This is a genomic window from Desulfosoma profundi, assembly GCF_055387865.1.
The window spans coordinates 2,196,628-2,213,005 of record NZ_AP042420.1; the positions used below are offsets into that span (position 1 = coordinate 2,196,628).

At 60.8% G+C, this 16,378-nt stretch carries 14 protein-coding genes and 2 tRNA genes; 3 read left to right on the forward strand and 13 right to left on the reverse strand.

What is annotated here, in order from left to right; all coding sequences use genetic code 11:
• Position 1: 1 nt before the first annotated feature.
• From pglX to ACZ5K9_RS09510, 3 genes are read right to left on the reverse strand one after another with little or no spacing between them, the layout of a single operon-like run.
• On the reverse strand, positions 2–4,819 hold the full coding sequence (gene pglX, locus ACZ5K9_RS09500) for a BREX-1 system adenine-specific DNA-methyltransferase PglX (protein ID WP_464271100.1): 4,818 nt from the start codon (positions 4,817–4,819) through the stop codon (positions 2–4).
• A gap of 2 nt (positions 4,820–4,821) precedes the next feature.
• The gene (locus ACZ5K9_RS09505) at positions 4,822–5,169 is read right to left on the reverse strand and encodes a HepT-like ribonuclease domain-containing protein (protein ID WP_464271101.1); all 348 of its coding nucleotides are present in this window, start codon (positions 5,167–5,169) and stop codon (positions 4,822–4,824) included.
• Entirely contained in the window at positions 5,159–5,455 is a 297-nt protein-coding gene (locus ACZ5K9_RS09510; RefSeq protein ID WP_464271102.1) for a nucleotidyltransferase family protein, read from the reverse strand. Before ACZ5K9_RS09510 ends, ACZ5K9_RS09505 begins: the two co-directional genes overlap by 11 nt.
• A 269-nt stretch (positions 5,456–5,724) precedes the next feature.
• On the opposite strand from ACZ5K9_RS09510, the gene ACZ5K9_RS09515 reads away from it, so the two are divergent.
• The 3 genes from ACZ5K9_RS09515 to ACZ5K9_RS09525 all read left to right on the forward strand — a co-directional run bounded on the left by ACZ5K9_RS09515 (position 5,725) and on the right by ACZ5K9_RS09525 (position 7,311).
• Positions 5,725–6,666, forward strand: a complete 942-nt coding sequence (locus tag ACZ5K9_RS09515) for an IS110 family RNA-guided transposase (protein ID WP_464271103.1) — start codon at positions 5,725–5,727, stop codon at positions 6,664–6,666.
• A 48-nt stretch (positions 6,667–6,714) separates the two neighbouring features.
• Positions 6,715–6,951, forward strand: coding sequence for a hypothetical protein (locus ACZ5K9_RS09520; protein WP_464271104.1), 237 nt, complete (start codon positions 6,715–6,717; stop codon positions 6,949–6,951).
• 159 nt (positions 6,952–7,110) lie between these two features.
• Complete coding sequence (locus tag ACZ5K9_RS09525; RefSeq protein ID WP_464271105.1) at positions 7,111–7,311, forward strand: hypothetical protein; 201 nt, start codon at positions 7,111–7,113, stop codon at positions 7,309–7,311.
• Positions 7,312–7,317: 6 nt separating this feature from the next.
• Here ACZ5K9_RS09525 and ACZ5K9_RS09530 read toward each other — a convergent pair whose 3' ends face one another.
• The 10 genes from ACZ5K9_RS09530 to ACZ5K9_RS09575 form a co-directional block, all read right to left on the reverse strand.
• Positions 7,318–7,605, reverse strand: coding sequence for a nucleotidyltransferase family protein (locus ACZ5K9_RS09530; protein WP_464271106.1), 288 nt, complete (start codon positions 7,603–7,605; stop codon positions 7,318–7,320).
• 2 nt (positions 7,606–7,607) lie between these two features.
• Positions 7,608–8,345, reverse strand: a complete 738-nt coding sequence (locus tag ACZ5K9_RS09535) for a hypothetical protein (protein WP_464271107.1) — start codon at positions 8,343–8,345, stop codon at positions 7,608–7,610.
• Positions 8,287–11,307 carry a BREX system P-loop protein BrxC gene (gene brxC, locus ACZ5K9_RS09540; protein WP_464271108.1) on the reverse strand — a complete coding sequence of 1,007 codons (3,021 nt, stop codon included), beginning with the start codon at positions 11,305–11,307 and terminating at the stop codon, positions 8,287–8,289. The genes ACZ5K9_RS09535 and brxC overlap by 59 nt, the downstream gene beginning before the upstream one ends.
• 2 nt (positions 11,308–11,309) lie before the next feature.
• Complete coding sequence (locus ACZ5K9_RS09545; protein ID WP_464271109.1) at positions 11,310–11,879, reverse strand: BREX protein BrxB domain-containing protein; 570 nt, start codon at positions 11,877–11,879, stop codon at positions 11,310–11,312.
• Positions 11,839–12,078, reverse strand: coding sequence for a hypothetical protein (locus ACZ5K9_RS09550; protein WP_464271110.1), 240 nt, complete (start codon positions 12,076–12,078; stop codon positions 11,839–11,841). Before ACZ5K9_RS09550 ends, ACZ5K9_RS09545 begins: the two co-directional genes overlap by 41 nt.
• The gene (locus ACZ5K9_RS09555; RefSeq protein WP_464271111.1) at positions 12,048–12,668 is read right to left on the reverse strand and encodes a BrxA family protein; all 621 of its coding nucleotides are present in this window, start codon (positions 12,666–12,668) and stop codon (positions 12,048–12,050) included. The genes ACZ5K9_RS09550 and ACZ5K9_RS09555 overlap by 31 nt, the downstream gene beginning before the upstream one ends.
• On the reverse strand, positions 12,665–13,219 hold the full coding sequence (locus tag ACZ5K9_RS09560; protein WP_464271112.1) for a BrxE family protein: 555 nt from the start codon (positions 13,217–13,219) through the stop codon (positions 12,665–12,667). Before ACZ5K9_RS09560 ends, ACZ5K9_RS09555 begins: the two co-directional genes overlap by 4 nt.
• A 1,484-nt stretch (positions 13,220–14,703) precedes the next feature.
• A tRNA-Lys gene (locus ACZ5K9_RS09565) sits at positions 14,704–14,779 on the reverse strand.
• Positions 14,780–14,790: 11 nt separating this feature from the next.
• Positions 14,791–14,867, reverse strand: a tRNA-Arg gene (locus ACZ5K9_RS09570).
• Positions 14,868–14,968: 101 nt separating this feature from the next.
• On the reverse strand, positions 14,969–16,177 hold the full coding sequence (locus ACZ5K9_RS09575) for an MFS transporter (protein WP_464271113.1): 1,209 nt from the start codon (positions 16,175–16,177) through the stop codon (positions 14,969–14,971).
• Positions 16,178–16,378 lie beyond the last annotated feature (201 nt).

Below are 16,378 nucleotides of genomic sequence, written 5' to 3' on the forward strand. Positions count from 1 at the left end.
ATCATTCTCCTTCTGAATGAAGTTTCTTCTTTCGGCGGCCGCCTTTCTTCTTGGATTCCGGGGCTTCGACCTCGCAGAGGTCCTCAAGCCCGTGGGCGATGGCGATGGAGCGGTCGCGTTTGCAGACTTCCCGGACGCGGTCGGACCATATCGTGTATGCCAGGTGCGCCCAGTCGTAATCACCCTCGGCGAGCTTTTTCCAACAATCTTCCGTGTCCTTGGCCCATGAGCGCAGGCGGAAAAGCCTATGCAGCGGCGCGGCGTTGATGATCACGCCGTCGTTGAGGTCCGGCTTGTAGGGCAGCGCGGCGATGCGGAGCAATTCCTCGCGCAGGTCCCGCAGCTCGCCGAGGAACGCGCGGGCCTCGTTCAGCCGGTCGGTCAAACGGGTGGCCTCTCGGCCGGAGGCGGCTTTCAGCTCGTTTTCAATCTGAGCGATCCCGCGTTCCACTTCCGAAATCTTGGGTTCCATATACTTGTTGACGACCATGTAGAGCGTCTGGTCGTTCAAGCGGTGGTAGTAGAGCCAGATGGTGTACGATCCCGAAGCGGTGGAAAGCGGCCAATAGATCGGGGCCTTGCGCCGGCTTTTGGAGTAGCGCTTCAGGTGGTCCTGGAAGAAGCCCGCAGGCCGGCGGAAGTAATCCCGCAGGTCGGGGACACCGAGGATGTCGCAGGCTTCCTGTTCGATCTCGTGGGATTTGTCCTTCCAGAGCAGGTCGAAGACCTCGCGCACACGGCGGACGATGTCGTCCCGGTGCGGCCGGTCGCCGTTGAAACCGGGGTCGTCCACCAGGACGCCGTCCCAGGAGACCCGGAGCGGGTACTCGGAATCAGGGATGGTCGGGTTCTTGACCGAGCCGTCCGGCGGCAGGGTGTTCGCGTCCGGTCGGGCGCGGAGCCACTCCTCGCTGACGATGCGGTTCGGTTCGGCGGGCAGGCCGTCCGGGCCGACCAGCATCCCCGGCGGACAGACCGGTAACGGGTCGAAAGGGTCAGGGAGTTTCGGCGCAAGCGATTGGTCTATGGCGATGCGGACGTCCCAGCGGCCCATAAGGATGCCGATACACTCCGAGAGGACCGATTCGGCATACCCCTTCAGATCAAGAACGATCCCAAGCTTCTTAGCGGTCTCTACAATACTCTTCGGAGATGCCTCCAGAATGTGGCTGGTTATCTCGATCCGCCTGTCAACGAAGTAGCTCTTTTTCGTGAACCAGCGTTTGGAACCTTGACTATCGACGGCCACCCTCATCAGTTCTTCCACAGAGCAGTTAAGGAGGCGGGAAACCTCATTTGGTTCCGGGTCCTTGGTGTAAGAACATGGATGAGGCCCTACTTCGGATTCAACGAAAGCCGCTTCTTCATCAACCAGCGAAAAGGCGGTTGAGACGGCATCATCAAGCTCCTTCGACCATTCCAAGCCATGGAGGATTCCGTCGAGGATTTCCGATGTGGCACAAAACGCCGAATCTTTAATTCCTCCTCTCCCTGCGACCGTGGCGAACCGACCAAACAGGCAACTTGTTTCAAGGCGTTCGAATTCTTCAATTCGGTTCGCAATCAGCAGGCGGGTGAGTTCTCGATTACGCGCGGTGTCAAGTCGTTCGATCGGCTCCGCAGGTACGCTCTCCACAACAGCGGTTGTGTATCTTCTGGCCGCGCTTCCGGCGGTCGCGATGTCGCCCGCTCCGACGGCTAATTCCAAGAAAGCCTGGGGAACCCTGCAAGACAGAAAGGCTATCGACAACAAGCAACGGTCGTTCGAGTCGAGGAACCAACTCTGGGCGTTGTGACTAAAGACGCAGTCAGCCGGAAGCACTTTAGAGGCAAAAGCGCTTGCTGTTCTAACTGTGTAAGTCGCACCCGGTAGGAAATAAAAAGAGGTGTTTTGAAATCGTGACCCGGAATAGCACGCCAATTGGCGTCCATCATTAATCCAGTCAACAAGGAGATGAATGTCATCGAAGTAAGGGGAGTATTCGCCCCCTTTGGAGAATCGCTGCCATCGGCGTTGACGCCCTATCTGGGAAATTGAAACCTCCCAACCTAATCTTGCAAACCTGAAATCGTCTCCGCTTGCCAAACCTTGCCGAACTCGTGCCACGGCTGTCCCAAACAGGTCTGCTGTGCTGTAACGACGTAGCAGCCGTGCGGGTGCCCAATAGGCGAAGACGCATCCTGGTACTTTCGAGATGATCCCTTGCTCAACAAAGAAGGTGTCAGCATTCAGTCCGGTTTCTAACAGCCGAATTGAATCAAAGAGCCCCGGCTCTTTGTCGCGAGTCGATAGTTGCCGGTTGACGAATATCTTTCTTGAATCAGGTTCGCCGCGTTCTATGACGTAGGCAGCCACCTCCACCAGCGCCGAATCAAGGACTCCGAGACCGAGGTCAACAAAGCACGCCAACCGATTCTGAAAGACAACATCCCGACGCCAATCTTCACTGTTGCCAAGGAAGAATCCTGTGCGGGCGCTGAGGATTCCGACTCGCCCCTGTATCTGCAGCAGGGCGAGCATTGCCTCAACGAATGCCTGAAATACATCGCCGGAACTGCGTCCGTATCGTCCATCAATATAGCCCTTGCTTGGATGTGATGCCTCGCCGAACGGAGGATTCATCAGCACCACGTCGTAGCGCTTGCGGCAGAGGTCGATGAAAGCGAACCCGCGGGCCGCATCTTCCGCGAACAGCCTGCGGCGGACCGCCAGGCCGTTTTCCGCCTTTTCAGCATAGTCCTTCAGGGCATCCAGAATGCGGTCCTCCGCCTGCTCCCAGAAGTCAGTAGGCAGTAGGCGGTAGGCAGTAGGCAGTGAAGCGGCGGTCGATTGGTTTACGCTTCTCCGTGGCTGTTTGAGATCGGAGAAATCGTATCGAGCGGGGTCACGCCGTGGGGCGTTTTCCGGGAAGAGAAGCAGTTGTTCTTGTTTCGGGCTTTCCTCCCACTGCTTTTTGGCCGCGGCCACGGCGTCCTTGATTTCCTCTTCGATCTTGAGGAGCGAGCCCGCCTCGCCCGCGACCTTCATCTTCTCGAACACCTCATCCACGATCTGCCCCAGCACCCGGGGTTTGAGGCCGGCGGTGAACTCGCGGCGCATGTCTTCTTCGCCGGGCATCGGCTCGGCGGTGACGATGTTCGACCTGGCGATGCGCGGCCGTTCCTGCGCCTTGAGGCCGAGGTTCTTCCAGGTCTTCTGCGCCCGCAGCCAGAGCGCCAGCGCGGCGATCTGCACCGCGCGCGGGTCGATGTCGATGCCGTGCAGGTTGTGCTCGACGATCATCTTCGGGACTGCTTTCAAGAAAGCGTCCCTCGATGGGTAGGCAGTAGGCAGAGGGCGGTAGGCAGAATCGGAGTAGTCGTAGCCTATCTCTTTGAGAGCGAGTTCAAGAGCCCGTTGATCAATCGTCCCGTTTCGCCCGCCAAGCCCAAGATCGCTTGCACTTCCTTGTACGGCAGATACCCCAGTCTTTGAACGATCAATATCTGCGTTTCGACTTCCCTCAGCGAGCCGTGGGCTATCGACAGAAAGTTCTGAAACTCCTTGTTTGATGTCCTCCCTTGCCCCTCCGCTATGTTCGATGGTATCGAGACAGCCGCCCTGCGGATTTGCGATGTGATCCCATACAATTCTTCCTTCGGGAACCTCTTGGTCACCTCGTAAATCATCTCCACCAGATCCATCGCTTTCTGCCAGGCGACCAGATCCCGATAGTTCTTCCCACTCATCGTTATCTCCTTCTGCCTTCAGCCTACTGCATACTGCATACTGTTCCTCCCAGGCTTCTTCGTAAATCCGTTCCAGCAGGTCGAATGCGTACAGCAGGAAGTGGCCTGAGCCGCAGGCAGGGTCGAGAACACGCAGGTCGCGCGGGTCTTTCTTCGGTCGGTGCTCGATGTATACCGGACGCTTGAACAGTTCCTCTTGGGAAAGATCGGTTTCGTCATCCTTACCGGCGGGAGACTTTTCTCCCGGGCCGAGGAATACCTCGTTCGGTCTCCGCACGAGATAGCGGCACTCCTCCTTGAGGACCGTGTCACCCTTGCGCATCTCGTACCAGATGCGCCCCAATGTGTTGTCGGTGAGGAACTCCACGACGTACCGCGGCGTGAAGAACTGGTTGCGGACCGCCAGCTCCCGGCTGTTGCGCGGAGCCTGGGACGCATCCCGCATGGCTTTGCGTTCTTCGGGCGGGTTGAAATATTGGTAGACCCAGCCGATGGTCTCGTCCTCGGTCCAGAGGTGCGTCAGTTCCGTCTTGTTGAGCTCGGCGAGGACGTCTTCCATGCAGCGCTCCGAGGGGAACACCGCCGACTGGGGCGTCATCCGGTCGAATAAAACGCCCAAGTCGAGGGCGAGTTCGTCGAAAAGGCACTCCAGGAAAACGCGGTAGGTGTCGTAGCGCCCGCCGAGCGCGCCGCCGGAGATGCGCTCGAACATCTGGAAACCGGCCGAACCCGTTCCTTTGCGGACACATTCGACGACCAGCCCCCGCTCCTCGCACAGACGCAGGGCCGCCAACCGGTTGAGGGCGGTGAAGGAGATCTCCAGGACCATCCGCTCATAGGCGGCCTTGCGGCGGTCAGAATCCTTCCCCGCCGCGCCGGCAGTGTAGTGATCGAGAAGATCGCGCAGACGGCGGGCCGCCGCGTGCTGATCGGGCGAGAGGTGCGTCAGCTTTTCAAGCGGGAGCACCGTACCGTCGGGGTACAGTCCGAAAACGCCGCCGAGCTGGTCGGTGACGTCCCCGGCCAGCCGACGCCGGCAGGCTGCGACGGTCTTGGCCAGTAGATTTCGGGTGTCCTTGTCGAAAGCCATGGTCAATCGTTCTCCTGACCAAGGAGGCGCTGAAGCGGTCCAATAATACCTGGAAGGTCTTCAAAAATCGTGTCCCAAAGGGTCTTCTCATCCACACCGAAATACTCATGAACAACGAAATTGCGCATGGCCCGCATGTCCGCCCACGGAATTCCAGGGTTGCGTGTGCAGATTTCCTCAGGCACATGATTTGCCGCTTCCCCGATAATCGTGAAGCGGCGGACCACGGCGTCGACGGTCCGTCGGTCTCGCACGAAATCCTCGAAGGTCATCCCCGTCACATAGCTTTGAACATCAGCGATCGACTCGAGGATGTCTTGAATGCGGAGTCTCCAATCTCTAGAAGGCATGAATCGCTTCCTCCAGAATGTCTTTTTTCAAGGCCTTGTGAAGCGCTTTCGGTGTTGCTAGGTCGACCTTCCTGCCGAGGATTTCCTGAAGACAACGCTGCAACCTGGCGAACTCAAACAAACCGACATGGGCGTCCGGATCGAACTCCACCAGTATGTCGACATCGCTGTCCGGCCCGGCCTCACCCCGCACCACTGAACCGAAAACCGACAAGGAGCGCACATGAAATCGGGCGAGCAATTGTCTGTTGTCTCTCAGGATATCAATGACCTTTTCCTTGTCCATGGTCCCGCCTCCTATAAGTAGTGTGGGTCGCCCGGACGTGTGGACCAGGCGGTTTGCGGTTGGTTAAGTTGTCCGGGCCACGGCGTCGGGGACCAGGTCGTCATGGTCCGTGCGCTATGAGCGCGACAAGGAGACTGACCCCTCGGTGCCCGGCCCGGAGCTTTGATTGCAACCTGCGGCACGACCGCGCAATTCAGGAGGCGAAGCGGGGCCGGCGCGTTGGAGGATTTCCCTCGCAGGTGGTAACAGTTTGCACATGGAGGTATGCGATGAATGGAGACAAACTGTGCGTGGGTCTGGACGTATCGAACGCGAAGATCGACGCCTCCTTTGTCGACCGTGAGGGGCGCACAGTGCGCCAACCTTCGACCTACGTGAACGATCAGCAGGGCTGGACAGAGCTGCGGGCTGCCATCGTGTCGGCCAGTGCTCTGGTCGGCCCGAAGGCGCAGGTGGTCTGCGGTATGGAGTCCACCTCGAACATGCACAAGCGCTTGGAGCAGGCCCTGCGTGGCGAGAAGCGGCGGCAGGTCGAGGTGCACGTGCTGAACCCGCGGGCGGTCAAACACTTCGGCACGGCACTGCTCAAGGACGCCAAGACCGACCGCCTGGACAGTCATCTCATCGCGCTGTTCCTGCTGCGGATGCAGCCCAGGGCGCAGGCCGTCCAGCCCGAGCTGTTCGAGGAGCTCAAGGAGGCCACGCGGACGCGGCGTCGTCTCGTCGAAGAGCGCACCGACCACAAGAACCGGCTCCACAAGCTGCTGCGCTACCACCTGCCGGGCTACCGGAAGGTGCTGGGCATCCAGACGTTTTCCAAGCGCCTGCCGGTCGTGCTTGCCGAGTTTGGCTCGCCGCACCTGTTGATCGAGCGCAGCGTCGAGGATCTGGCCGCGATGCGCTACGGCCCCAGGCACCGCGTGGGCACGGCCTTCGCTGAAAAGCTCCACGCCCTGGCGGCAGAGGCACCCTGTGCTGAGCTTGCCAAGGTCACGCGTATGCTCGTGGAGATGACGGCGCGGCGGATTCTCGACCTGGATGCCCTGCTCGTGGAGATTGATGGTGCCATTTCCGAACTGCTCGAGCGGGTCTTTCCCGACCAGGTGCTGACGTCCATCCCGGGGATCGGCGCGGTGTCGGCGGCGGCGATTCTCGCCGAGGTGGGCGACATCGCACGCTTTGAGACGAAGAGCGACTTCGTGGGCTACTAGAGCGGCGAGGCGAAGCGCCGCTATCGCATGACGTACAAGGGCAACCGGATGCTGAAGATGACGCTGCTGGTGGTCTCGGCGGCCGCCCGGCAGGACAACCCGGTCATCGGAAGCCTCTACGAGCGGTTGCGGGCCCGCGGCAAGACCAAGAAGGCCGCCGGGGGTGCCATCGCACGCAAGCTGGCGGAGCTGGTGTTCACATTGCTGGTACGCAACGAGCCGTGGTCGGCCGACAAGGCGATGCGCGGCATGCGCAAAGCCGCCGCCATGGTCAAGGCCGCGTAGAAACAGGTTGCGGGCGCTCCATGCCCCATTGGAGAAATCCTGACGCGCCGTAAAGGCCCGCAGGCGTACTCGAGGTCCCGGACCGCCCGCTTTTCTAGGATAGCACCCTATCAGTCGCGAGGCAACCTGGAGCCCGGAGCCCCCGCTGGAGGCACCCGTATGCCCATCGCCCGCGCTAATGGCGGCTCGTCGCGCACAGATCGTGTCAAGGGCGGCAAAGCCGGCGAGCGCAGCGAGCGCACCCTTGACGCGGGCGAGCACGACGAGACGATCCGTGCCGCGATGGGCCGGCGGCTCGCAGGCGCGGGCATTCGCCAGCACAGGAGTCAGCCCACACAGGTGATGTCGCTTCAGGGTTGACATCCCTTATTGCATCTCCTTGAGGATGGCTTCCTTGAGGGCGGGGTGGAGGGCGTCAGGCGTTCCCAAGTCCACTTCCGTCCCGAGCAGATCAGCCAATTCGCGTTTCAGCCGTATGAATTCAAATAAACCAACAGCCGCGCCGGGCTCGAATTCGACCAGAATATCAATATCGCTGTCCGGACCGGCCTCTCCCCGCACCACCGACCCGAAAACCGACAAGGAGCGCACGTGAAACCGGGCGAGCAACCGCCTGTTGTCTCTCAAGATTTCAATGACCTTTTCCTTGTCCATGATTAGGGCTCCTTGCGGAAACCGGAAATTTTGATCTTTTTCCCCTTGTCGAGCAGTCGGATCAGCTTCTCCCGAACGCGCGCCAGCCAAGAATCCAAATCGGCCGGCGTAGCGATCAAGGCGGGTTCCAGCACCGCATCGGCTTCAACCACCATATCCGCCTGCGGCTCTCTCACCTCCCCGGCGTCTTCCCGCGCATCACTTTCGGCCGGCCGTCTCCGTTTGATTTCCCCCTTCAGCTCTTCGATCAAAGCCGGCAGGGTCCGCCGTGCGATCAAGAGATCGCGATATCTTCGAATAATCTCCGCAGGTTCTTCATCCTGCCCGCCGCCTTCCGCCCATTGCAAGTTCAATCGTCCCGCGATCTCCCCGCGGTCCTCCTCAAGCAGCTTCGCCCAGTCTGGTTCCGTTTCGAGAAGGGTCAGGGCTTTCTTGAGGTCCTCTTCATACGCGGGGCGGTCGGCTTTGTATCTCTTTTCCGTGCAGTCCGTGATGGATCTGATCACGCCACGCAGTTCGGGCAGCCGCTCGAAGAACCTTTCGTCCGCCAGCACCTCCTCCAAGGCGGTCCTGTCCTCGGCGCTGAGGAGGTCGTTCACGACCCCGGGGAAGAGCCGTTCGAGGTCGGCCGAGAAATCCAGCACCGACCGGGCGGTGCGCACATCGGTCTCCGCGCCGGACTCAAGGGCGTCGAAGACGGCCTTGGCCCAGGTGATCTCGTCGGGCAGCGCACATTCCACACCGCCGAGGACCGAAGCCGCTCCGCCGGCGTCGCCCTTCAGCAGATCGGCCGCCTCGGCCAGCAGGCGCCGGCAGCGGCTCTCGCCGGGAAGGCTCAGCAGACGCAGACGGTCGGGCAAAGCGCCGAGTTTTTCCAAAAGATCGGGTACGTGCCGCCGGACGGATCGGCTGATGTGGTCTTCCAGCGGCAGTACTTCGTCGCCGAAGAGCGTTTCCAGACGCCGGGCGGCCCTGTCCAAGGCGTCGGGGGGCAGCTTGGCGTCGCGGGGCGACACACCGATCCTGTTGAAGGAGACCGTGCTTTTGACCGCTTCCACCGCCTGGGGTCCCGCGGTGCGCACCAGGTCCTCCCGCACCCGGGACGTGGAACTCGATCTCCCCGGCGCGCAGCAGCGCCGCGAACAAGTAACGCACGGTGTCTTTGGTCCATCCGTAAGGCGGCGCGGAAAACAAATCCTGAAGATAGGAACCTTGCAGCCTTCCGGAACCGGAGTCGGCGGTCTTGGTACGGAACACCCTGAGGACCTCCGCGAGCACCGGGGCGGCGGTGTCCACCCGAGGAGCCCCCTTGCCCTTGACCACAAGGCCGAGAGGATCGAGTTCCCTGGTGATGCGGTCCATACGCTCGATGCCGAGGAACTTGGCCGCCGCGTCCATGGAAGGCCGGATCGGGGCCAGATGAAAATGAGGAAAGACCTCCTTGACGGCGTCGGAGAGAACGGCGCGCACGGCGGCCTCCAGCGTCTCCCCGGCCTCGCGGACCGGTCTCAGGTTGCCGCGGAAGATGAAGACGCCTTCGAGCATCGCCTTTTCCATGGCGGCGGCCGTCCGCTCACGGCAGCGCTCGGCCGCCCGGCGTTCGGCGCGCAGATACTGGGCCACCACGTGATCCGCGGTCCGCTCGTCGACGTCGCCGAGGATTTTTTCCGAGCGCACGATTTCGGCAAGGAGTTCCTCCACGGTGTCGTCGTTTTTCACCAGGAGGACCACGGTGTTCTTCAGCTCCACCTGCGTATTGGTGGAGATCAGGAATTCCTTCAGCCTGCCGTCCCAGAGGGCCGGATCGACGAATTCCAAACGCAGCTCGACATCTTCGGCGCCGCCCACGACCGGCGTCCGGCCGAGTTTAACCGCCGCCTTGACTTCCTTGATGTTTTCCAGCCTCACGGCGGGCTGCGCCCGGAATAATGAATGGTCGGCCGTACCCTCTTTGAGGATGTCGATCCTCGCCCTCATGGCTTCTCCGGAGGTCGGCGCATAGCTGTTGCGCTTGTCGCGGATCGGCTTGACGGCGTCGCTCAGAAAGACCCAGCCGCCCGCCTGCGGGTCCTCGATGAGGCCGCATTCCTTTTCGGATGCGATTTTCCGGAGAGCCTCCCGCACCTGGTCGAGCAGCCCGGGGGACCCGATTTCTCGATAAAGCAGCGCCGCGAGATTCTCCGCGGTGCGGGGGAAAGTCTCCACGGGTTGAAGGGCGGCGACCGCCTTGGCCACCCGGGTTTCGAAGGAAGCCGCCCCGAAGATCTTGGCTGTCTTCTCCACGCCGCCGATGACGTGGGGCAGGACCTTGGCGATGTCCGCGCGGAGCGTGTCGTAGAAATCGTCCACACAGGCGAGCGCGCCGATCTCACGGTCGGCGAGCTTGACGGCGTCGGCGCCGAGGACGCGGCTCTTGTCCACCAGCACATCCTGAAGGACGCGGATCGCCGACCGCAGGCCGATGCCGCCGGTGGAACGGGCGAGGGTCCGGATCAGCTCCAGGAGAAGGTCGAAGTGCTGCGGCAGGAACGGATAGAGGCGCGTGAACGTTCCGAGGTCGGGGTCACCCTTGAACAGGGCCGTACCTGACAGCCGGGTGTGGCTGATCAAAGACTCTCCGTGCTCCTTGAACAGGGCTTCCAGTTTCTTCCGTCCTTCTTCGGATTTGTCAAGCAGACGCCGGTGTGTGATCTCACGGATGTCGCTCGCGTCGAGATGGATGGATATCGGGAAACGGTCCCGCAGCTTGTTGAGCTCGGCGGAGTTGTGCGCGGCCTTTTCGACGATTTCGCTCAAGGTCTGTTGGCCGGTGGCGGCGATCCAGACTTTGCCTTTGCCGAGTTCTTTGAGGTTGCGCGCCAAGCCGTCGAGGTTGAGGATCAACTCGCCCCGGGGGGCCACGTACTGACCGGCCTCGTCCACCAGGAACAGAATGTTTTCGTATCCGGTCTTTCGCCTGCAGATGTCGATGATCTCATGGGCCAGGTCCCGGACGTCCCGGGCGTGCTCGAACCGCAGGCCGCGGAAGCTTTCCGGCGTGGGGAAATCATCCGGCAGAACCTCCGGCACGATTTCCGCCGCGCGGGCCACGCCGATCAAGGGATCGTTGTGGATGTCCTCCCATTCGCCGTTGTACCGACGTCGGTATTTGTCCTTGAACTCGTCGTATTTTCCACGGCGGTCGAGCGTGAACTCGAGCTGAGCGGTCTTCTTTTCCTTCGAAAAACCCGCCCACTGCAGCACCTTCCAATAGAGCACGTTGGAAACCGGGGCGGCCGCGCTTTCGGCGAGCTGCTCGGCGCCGAGATCAAGCAACACCACCGCCGTCGGGTGTTTCTTGGCGATGGTGCGCAGGGCGGCCGGGATCTCGTTGCGGGGGAATCGGTCGCACAGAAGGTCGAGGAAGGGTTTGCCGCCGACCGTGCACGTCGGGTCGAGGGCCGCCCCGAGGTATTTGGTGAACGAGCTCTTGCCGCTGCCGTAAAAGCCGGACACCCAGATGCCGACCCCGGTCACCTGACCGCCCCGGACGCCTTCGCCGAAGAAGTCAAGGAACTTGCGGAAACAGGACTCGATGTTGTCCGTAACCTCGTATTCGGCGACTTCTCGGGCCAGGCGGTCCTCCTCCTGCGCGTAATAGTCGATGACTTTCTCAATGGTCCTGTTGATGTCGCGCCTGAAATATTCGTGGATTTTCGTCACCGTTAAAGTCCTCCGATAATCGTGGAGCGGTATCCGCTGTCTTCTTTGTAGAACCCGAGGAACTTCAACCCGAATTGGCCGCTTCGTTCACCGGGGTAAAATATGATCGTACAGACGGTCGCTTTGTTATGCAGATGCTCCTCGATGACGCGCGTTCGCAGAAAGGGGTGCAGAAGTTCGGCTTCCGTCACGAAGACGATCGTTCCCTCCGGTGCGGATGTAATCGACTCAGTGACGCGGTTGATCAGCATGTTTCCCTGGCGCAGAACATCACGAACCGCCTCGTTGATTTCGTCGATGTCGGCGCCGCTTTCCAGATCGAGCCAGTCATCCCATCTTCCCGACTTATCCACAATGTCCCAGATCACGTCGGCAAGAGAAACGCGGCGCACATCACGGCCGGCCTCCTGTTTGATTCTCGCTGTCAAACGGGGAAGGTGTTTCTTGACGGTGAGCATCATTTCGGGCGGGTAACGGAAATAAAAGACCGGTGCGCTTTTAGCCGGATTGAGCGCGTCGGGGTCCCGGATTTTATCGAGCAGTTCGTTGAGTGCGTTGTCGAGCGAGTACATCGATCAGCTCCTCGATGGATTTAACGAACCAGGTGTAATGTACGACCGAGCCGGCGCGCTGCACGATCATTCCTCGGTGTTCCCCGATTCCGTCCAGACGCTCCACCACCTCGGACGGCGTCATTCCGAACAGCCCCCAGTCGGGATGGTTGTAAAGGGAGGAGTCCGTCACGCCCGCTTCATTAAGTTCCTTGGCCAAGATCGCGGCCCTTCATCCGACATGCGGTAATCGACGATCTCCCCGCGGCCCCGGACGACTTCGCGGAGGAATCCGACATCCCGCAGGAGACCGAGAACGCAGCGGGCGATGCGCACCGACACCTTCTCCGACCACTGTTTGTCCAAACGGCCGTCGTGATGTGCTTCAGACAGAAAAGAGAGCATCGGGCCCGTGTCCATGACGTGTCTCCCCTTTCGGACGGCGGGCCAGTATTCACGTATCGCGAAGTCGTAGACCAGGGGGTCCTGACGTGCCGCAAATACGAACAGGAGTTCGGTGAAAGCACGCCTCGGCAGGCCTGATGCAAGCACCCGTTGCAGAATCCGTGCGGGTTTGTCCCTCGGTCTCAAGAACCGCGGAGCAAACACTCTTCGCACGACGTCTCGGGTTCTGTAGGCTGTCGAGTTGCCGAGCAGCCCTTCCGTCTGGACCCTGCGCGTGAAGTCATCGAGCGGTTCATCAGGACGCCAGTGTTCGAGGAGACGACGCATCTCTTCGATCATACCGGCGCCCTTGCTGATCGCGGTCGAGTATTTCCTCTGGACTTCTTTGTCCATGGTTTCGGTCATCCACGGCCTCCGTCCCTTTCGGCGGTGAAATAGGGGAAACCGGGTTCATTCCGCGCAAACGCCGTATGGTAAAAAGCGGCGGTTTTCCTGATGCCCGCCGTCGTCATCATGTCCTTGTCGGTGCCGATTTTTCGTGCTCCCGGAGCGGCGTCCGCTCTCTCGCCGTCGCCCATAGGGGCCAGCAGTTTCATCAGCTCGTCAGGCCGCCCCAGGGCGTTGCGCAATGTCCGGAAGAAATCTTCGGCTTGGGCCGGAGGCATTCGATGGAGTTCTATTTCCAGAGATTCAGGCAGTCTGAAGAGGTGGTACACACCCACGCGTCCGACGGCACGGTCGTGAACATCGCGTGCGGCCTTCCCTGCGGCGTGGACCGCTGCGTGAAAGACCGTCCTCGGATAGAGACGCTCCAAGAACCTCAGCCCGGTTTCATTCATGAATCCGGTTTTCCACCACGCGGGAGAGACCGACTCTCCGAGGGCAAGCACAACGGCACGGAGGCGCAAAACAAGAAAAGCCGGCGGCGGTTTCTGCTTTTCGAGCTCATTCGTCATCTCTGTCCACCACCCTGCTGAAGCATTGACTCGTCCTGACCGGTCATCTTCCTACAGAAGGTTTCCAGTCGGGCCTTTGCGGGCTTGGAAGGATCGGACAGACCCTTTCGGCATCGGTTGACGGTCGCATAGCTGAAGCCCGGCTGCGCGGCCCGGTCTCCTCGTTTCAAGGAAACCGACGCGGTGTCTTTTTCGCCGATCCCGGGAGTCTTCGACCTTCTGTGTCCATTCATTGGATCTCTTATCTGAATGACAAACCACGGTCTCTTATTAAGCGACTTGTTGATATTATTATCAGTATACATACAGAAACGCAAAGGAAATCTAGAGGTTGGTCGTGCCGGATTTCAGGAACGCCGCATGCGGGACGGAAGCGGCCCGAGCCCGGGATATGCGGTCTCGGCAGCAGACCCGAAGCTTTTGCGGTCGGGGTGATGTTGCTGGTTGAAGCGCCGGCTTAAAAGCAAAACGGGAAGGGGTTCGGAAACCCGTTGCTGCGCTGAGGCTCCCCGGTCGATCCGAATTATCGGGCCGCCTGCCGTGCCAAGTGTCCCGCCGATTTTACCGCCGAGACGGCCGTCGTCGAGGAGGAATGCCCTGAGTCCATCTACTGGATGGAACTGATTGTGGAAACCGGGTTGATGGAAGAAAAGCGCCCGATCGAGCCGAAACCCGAACCCGACGAAATCCTCACCGTGGCCGCGGCTTCCGCAAAAACCGCCCGCTCCCGAAAAAAAGCGCAATCCCCGATCGGAAACCCGCAATCAACCCTCCCCCTTTCTCTCTCGGGCGACCGACTCCAACCGCTCCACCAACCATGCGGCTGGGTCATCGCCGCGGAGCAGCGCCCGGCGCTTGGACGGGACGGCGATATGAGTGCGGCCCTTTCGCCGGGCTGGCACGGCCTCGAGTTATGCGGGATCGGAAGCGTAGAGGACGACCTTGCGGCGGACTTGCCGGCGCAGTTCCAACGGCTGGTACCCCAGAGCCCAAAGACGGTTCATAGGTCGGTCCGCCGAGCGATGACGGCGGTGAGGCTCCCGCGGCAGGGATGGACGGCGCCTTGTGCTTTCCGATATCCATAGCACCGTGTCGGGCGGCCTTGACGCCCGGGCGGAACAGAATCCCGCTGTCCACCTCGGCGGGAAGCCGTGGCGGAAGGGGCGTTCGAGGTTGCGGCCGGTGCTCTTAAGGGTGCCGACGAACCGCCCGGCGCGCATCAGATCATTGTTGCTTTTTCTTCGTCCCCAAAGATACTCCGGGAGTTGCGTCCGAGCACGAGCACGGCGCGTTCGTTTACTGAAAAGGGCGCGCTGTCGCTTGGATTTGCAGCGCCTCATGAAGCAGCCGACTTCAAGCCGATTGCTCTGGTGGGCGCCGCCTCCCTTGAAATCCTTCCCTCCAAACCAAACAGCGCCGATTTGCAGCCTCAATGCGACCTAAAAAAAGGGGTCAGGTCTTGCAACCCAACCCCTTGGTTTTCATGGTGGGCCGTCAGGGACTCGAACCCCGAACCTCCTGATTAAGAGTCAGCTGCTCTACCCATTGAGCTAACGGCCCACGATCATGTCTGGTACGCCCGGCAGGATTCGAACCTGCGGCCTGCGGATTCGAAGTCCGACGCTCTATCCAGCTGAGCTACGGGCGCATGGTCGCACTGACAAACGGCGCTCTTTAGTAGCCCAGGGGCGCCCGAGTGTCAAGAGCGTTTTTCCCGGTCCGGGGGATACGGGATCAGCCGTGGCGATCTTATCGGGACTGCAGGAAGGCGGCAAAGAGTATCAGGCAAAGCGCAGTAAATCCGGCCGCCATGGCAAAAGCGAAATCATAGCCTTTGTGGGTGATCACGGTGCCCATGGCTGCTGATGCCGCCATGATGCCGATATATATGGACGTGTTGTAACCACCCATGGCGAGCCCACGGGAGCGCGGCTCAGCCACGGCGGCGATGAGCGCGCCGATGGAGGTGAAGGCCAGTGCCAATCCGGCGCCCAAGACCCCGGCCCACAGGAGAAAATGCCACAATCCGTGAGCTGTGCCAAACCCCACCAAGGCTCCTGCGGTCGCCAGCGAGCCCAAGGCCACCAGGCGTCTCCGGTCCGAGGTCCGGTCGCTCCAATGGCCGAAAGGAATGCGGAAAACGGCGTTGGAGACGCCTTGGACCATAAAAATCAGCCCGATGGACGCGACAGGAATCCCGCTCTGTCGGGCATGGAGCGGGATGAAGGTGACAAACATTCCCAACCCGAAACACAGCCCCAAGGTGATGAGCCAACAGCCCCACAACGGGCGGGAACGCAGGACCTGCCGTCCCATCCGGCGAAGCGGCGGTTTGTCTTCGGCTTGACCCACGGAGGGCGGCGACGGCAGAAAAAAAGCCAACACGAGAAGCAGTCCGACCGTCAGGATGCCCGCAGCGACGAACACATCTTGATACCCAAACCGCTCGGCGATCCACGCCCCGATGGCGGGCCCGACGCTCATGCCCACATAAAGCGAGGTCGTGTACCAGCCGTAGGACCGCCCGAGGTGCGTCAAGGGTGAAATGTCCGCGACGTAGCTCATCATGGTCGGGCCGTAGGCCGAAAGTCCGATCCCGAAGAAAAAGTAGATGCCCATCACGTGCGCGGGCACCGTCGCCCAGGCCAGAGCGAAGGAGGTGAGGCTGACAATGAAAACGCCCCCGAGGGCCAAACGCTTCCGACCCCATCGGTCCGATAAGAGACCGACGGGTAAAGAGAGACAGCCGGCGGTCAAGAAAAAGACGGAGTTGATCCAGCCCACCGTGGGTGTATCGGCTCCGAGGCTTTTGGCGAAAAGCGGCACCACGGGGATGCGCATGTAGGAGGCGGTGTAAAATCCAAAAGTCAGGGCACAGGCGAGAAAGAGGCTCATCCGAAAAGACGGCGCCGGTCGTCCGGCCCAAACACTGAGGGTTGCCATGGCGCTCCGTTTCACGTCTGGGACCTCCTCCCCTATGCGCCTGCGAACGCGGCGGGTTCGGCGCTGCATTGCCGCTTTTCGTTACCTCTGAACGTGTCCCGTTATCGAGGCAATCCCTTATCGGCCTATACCACAGGGTGCCGACAGCTGAAAGGCTTTCTTGGAATGGAGTCTTGAGGTGAAGCTTTCCCGCCGTTCCAGGCTTCAAGACCGTCC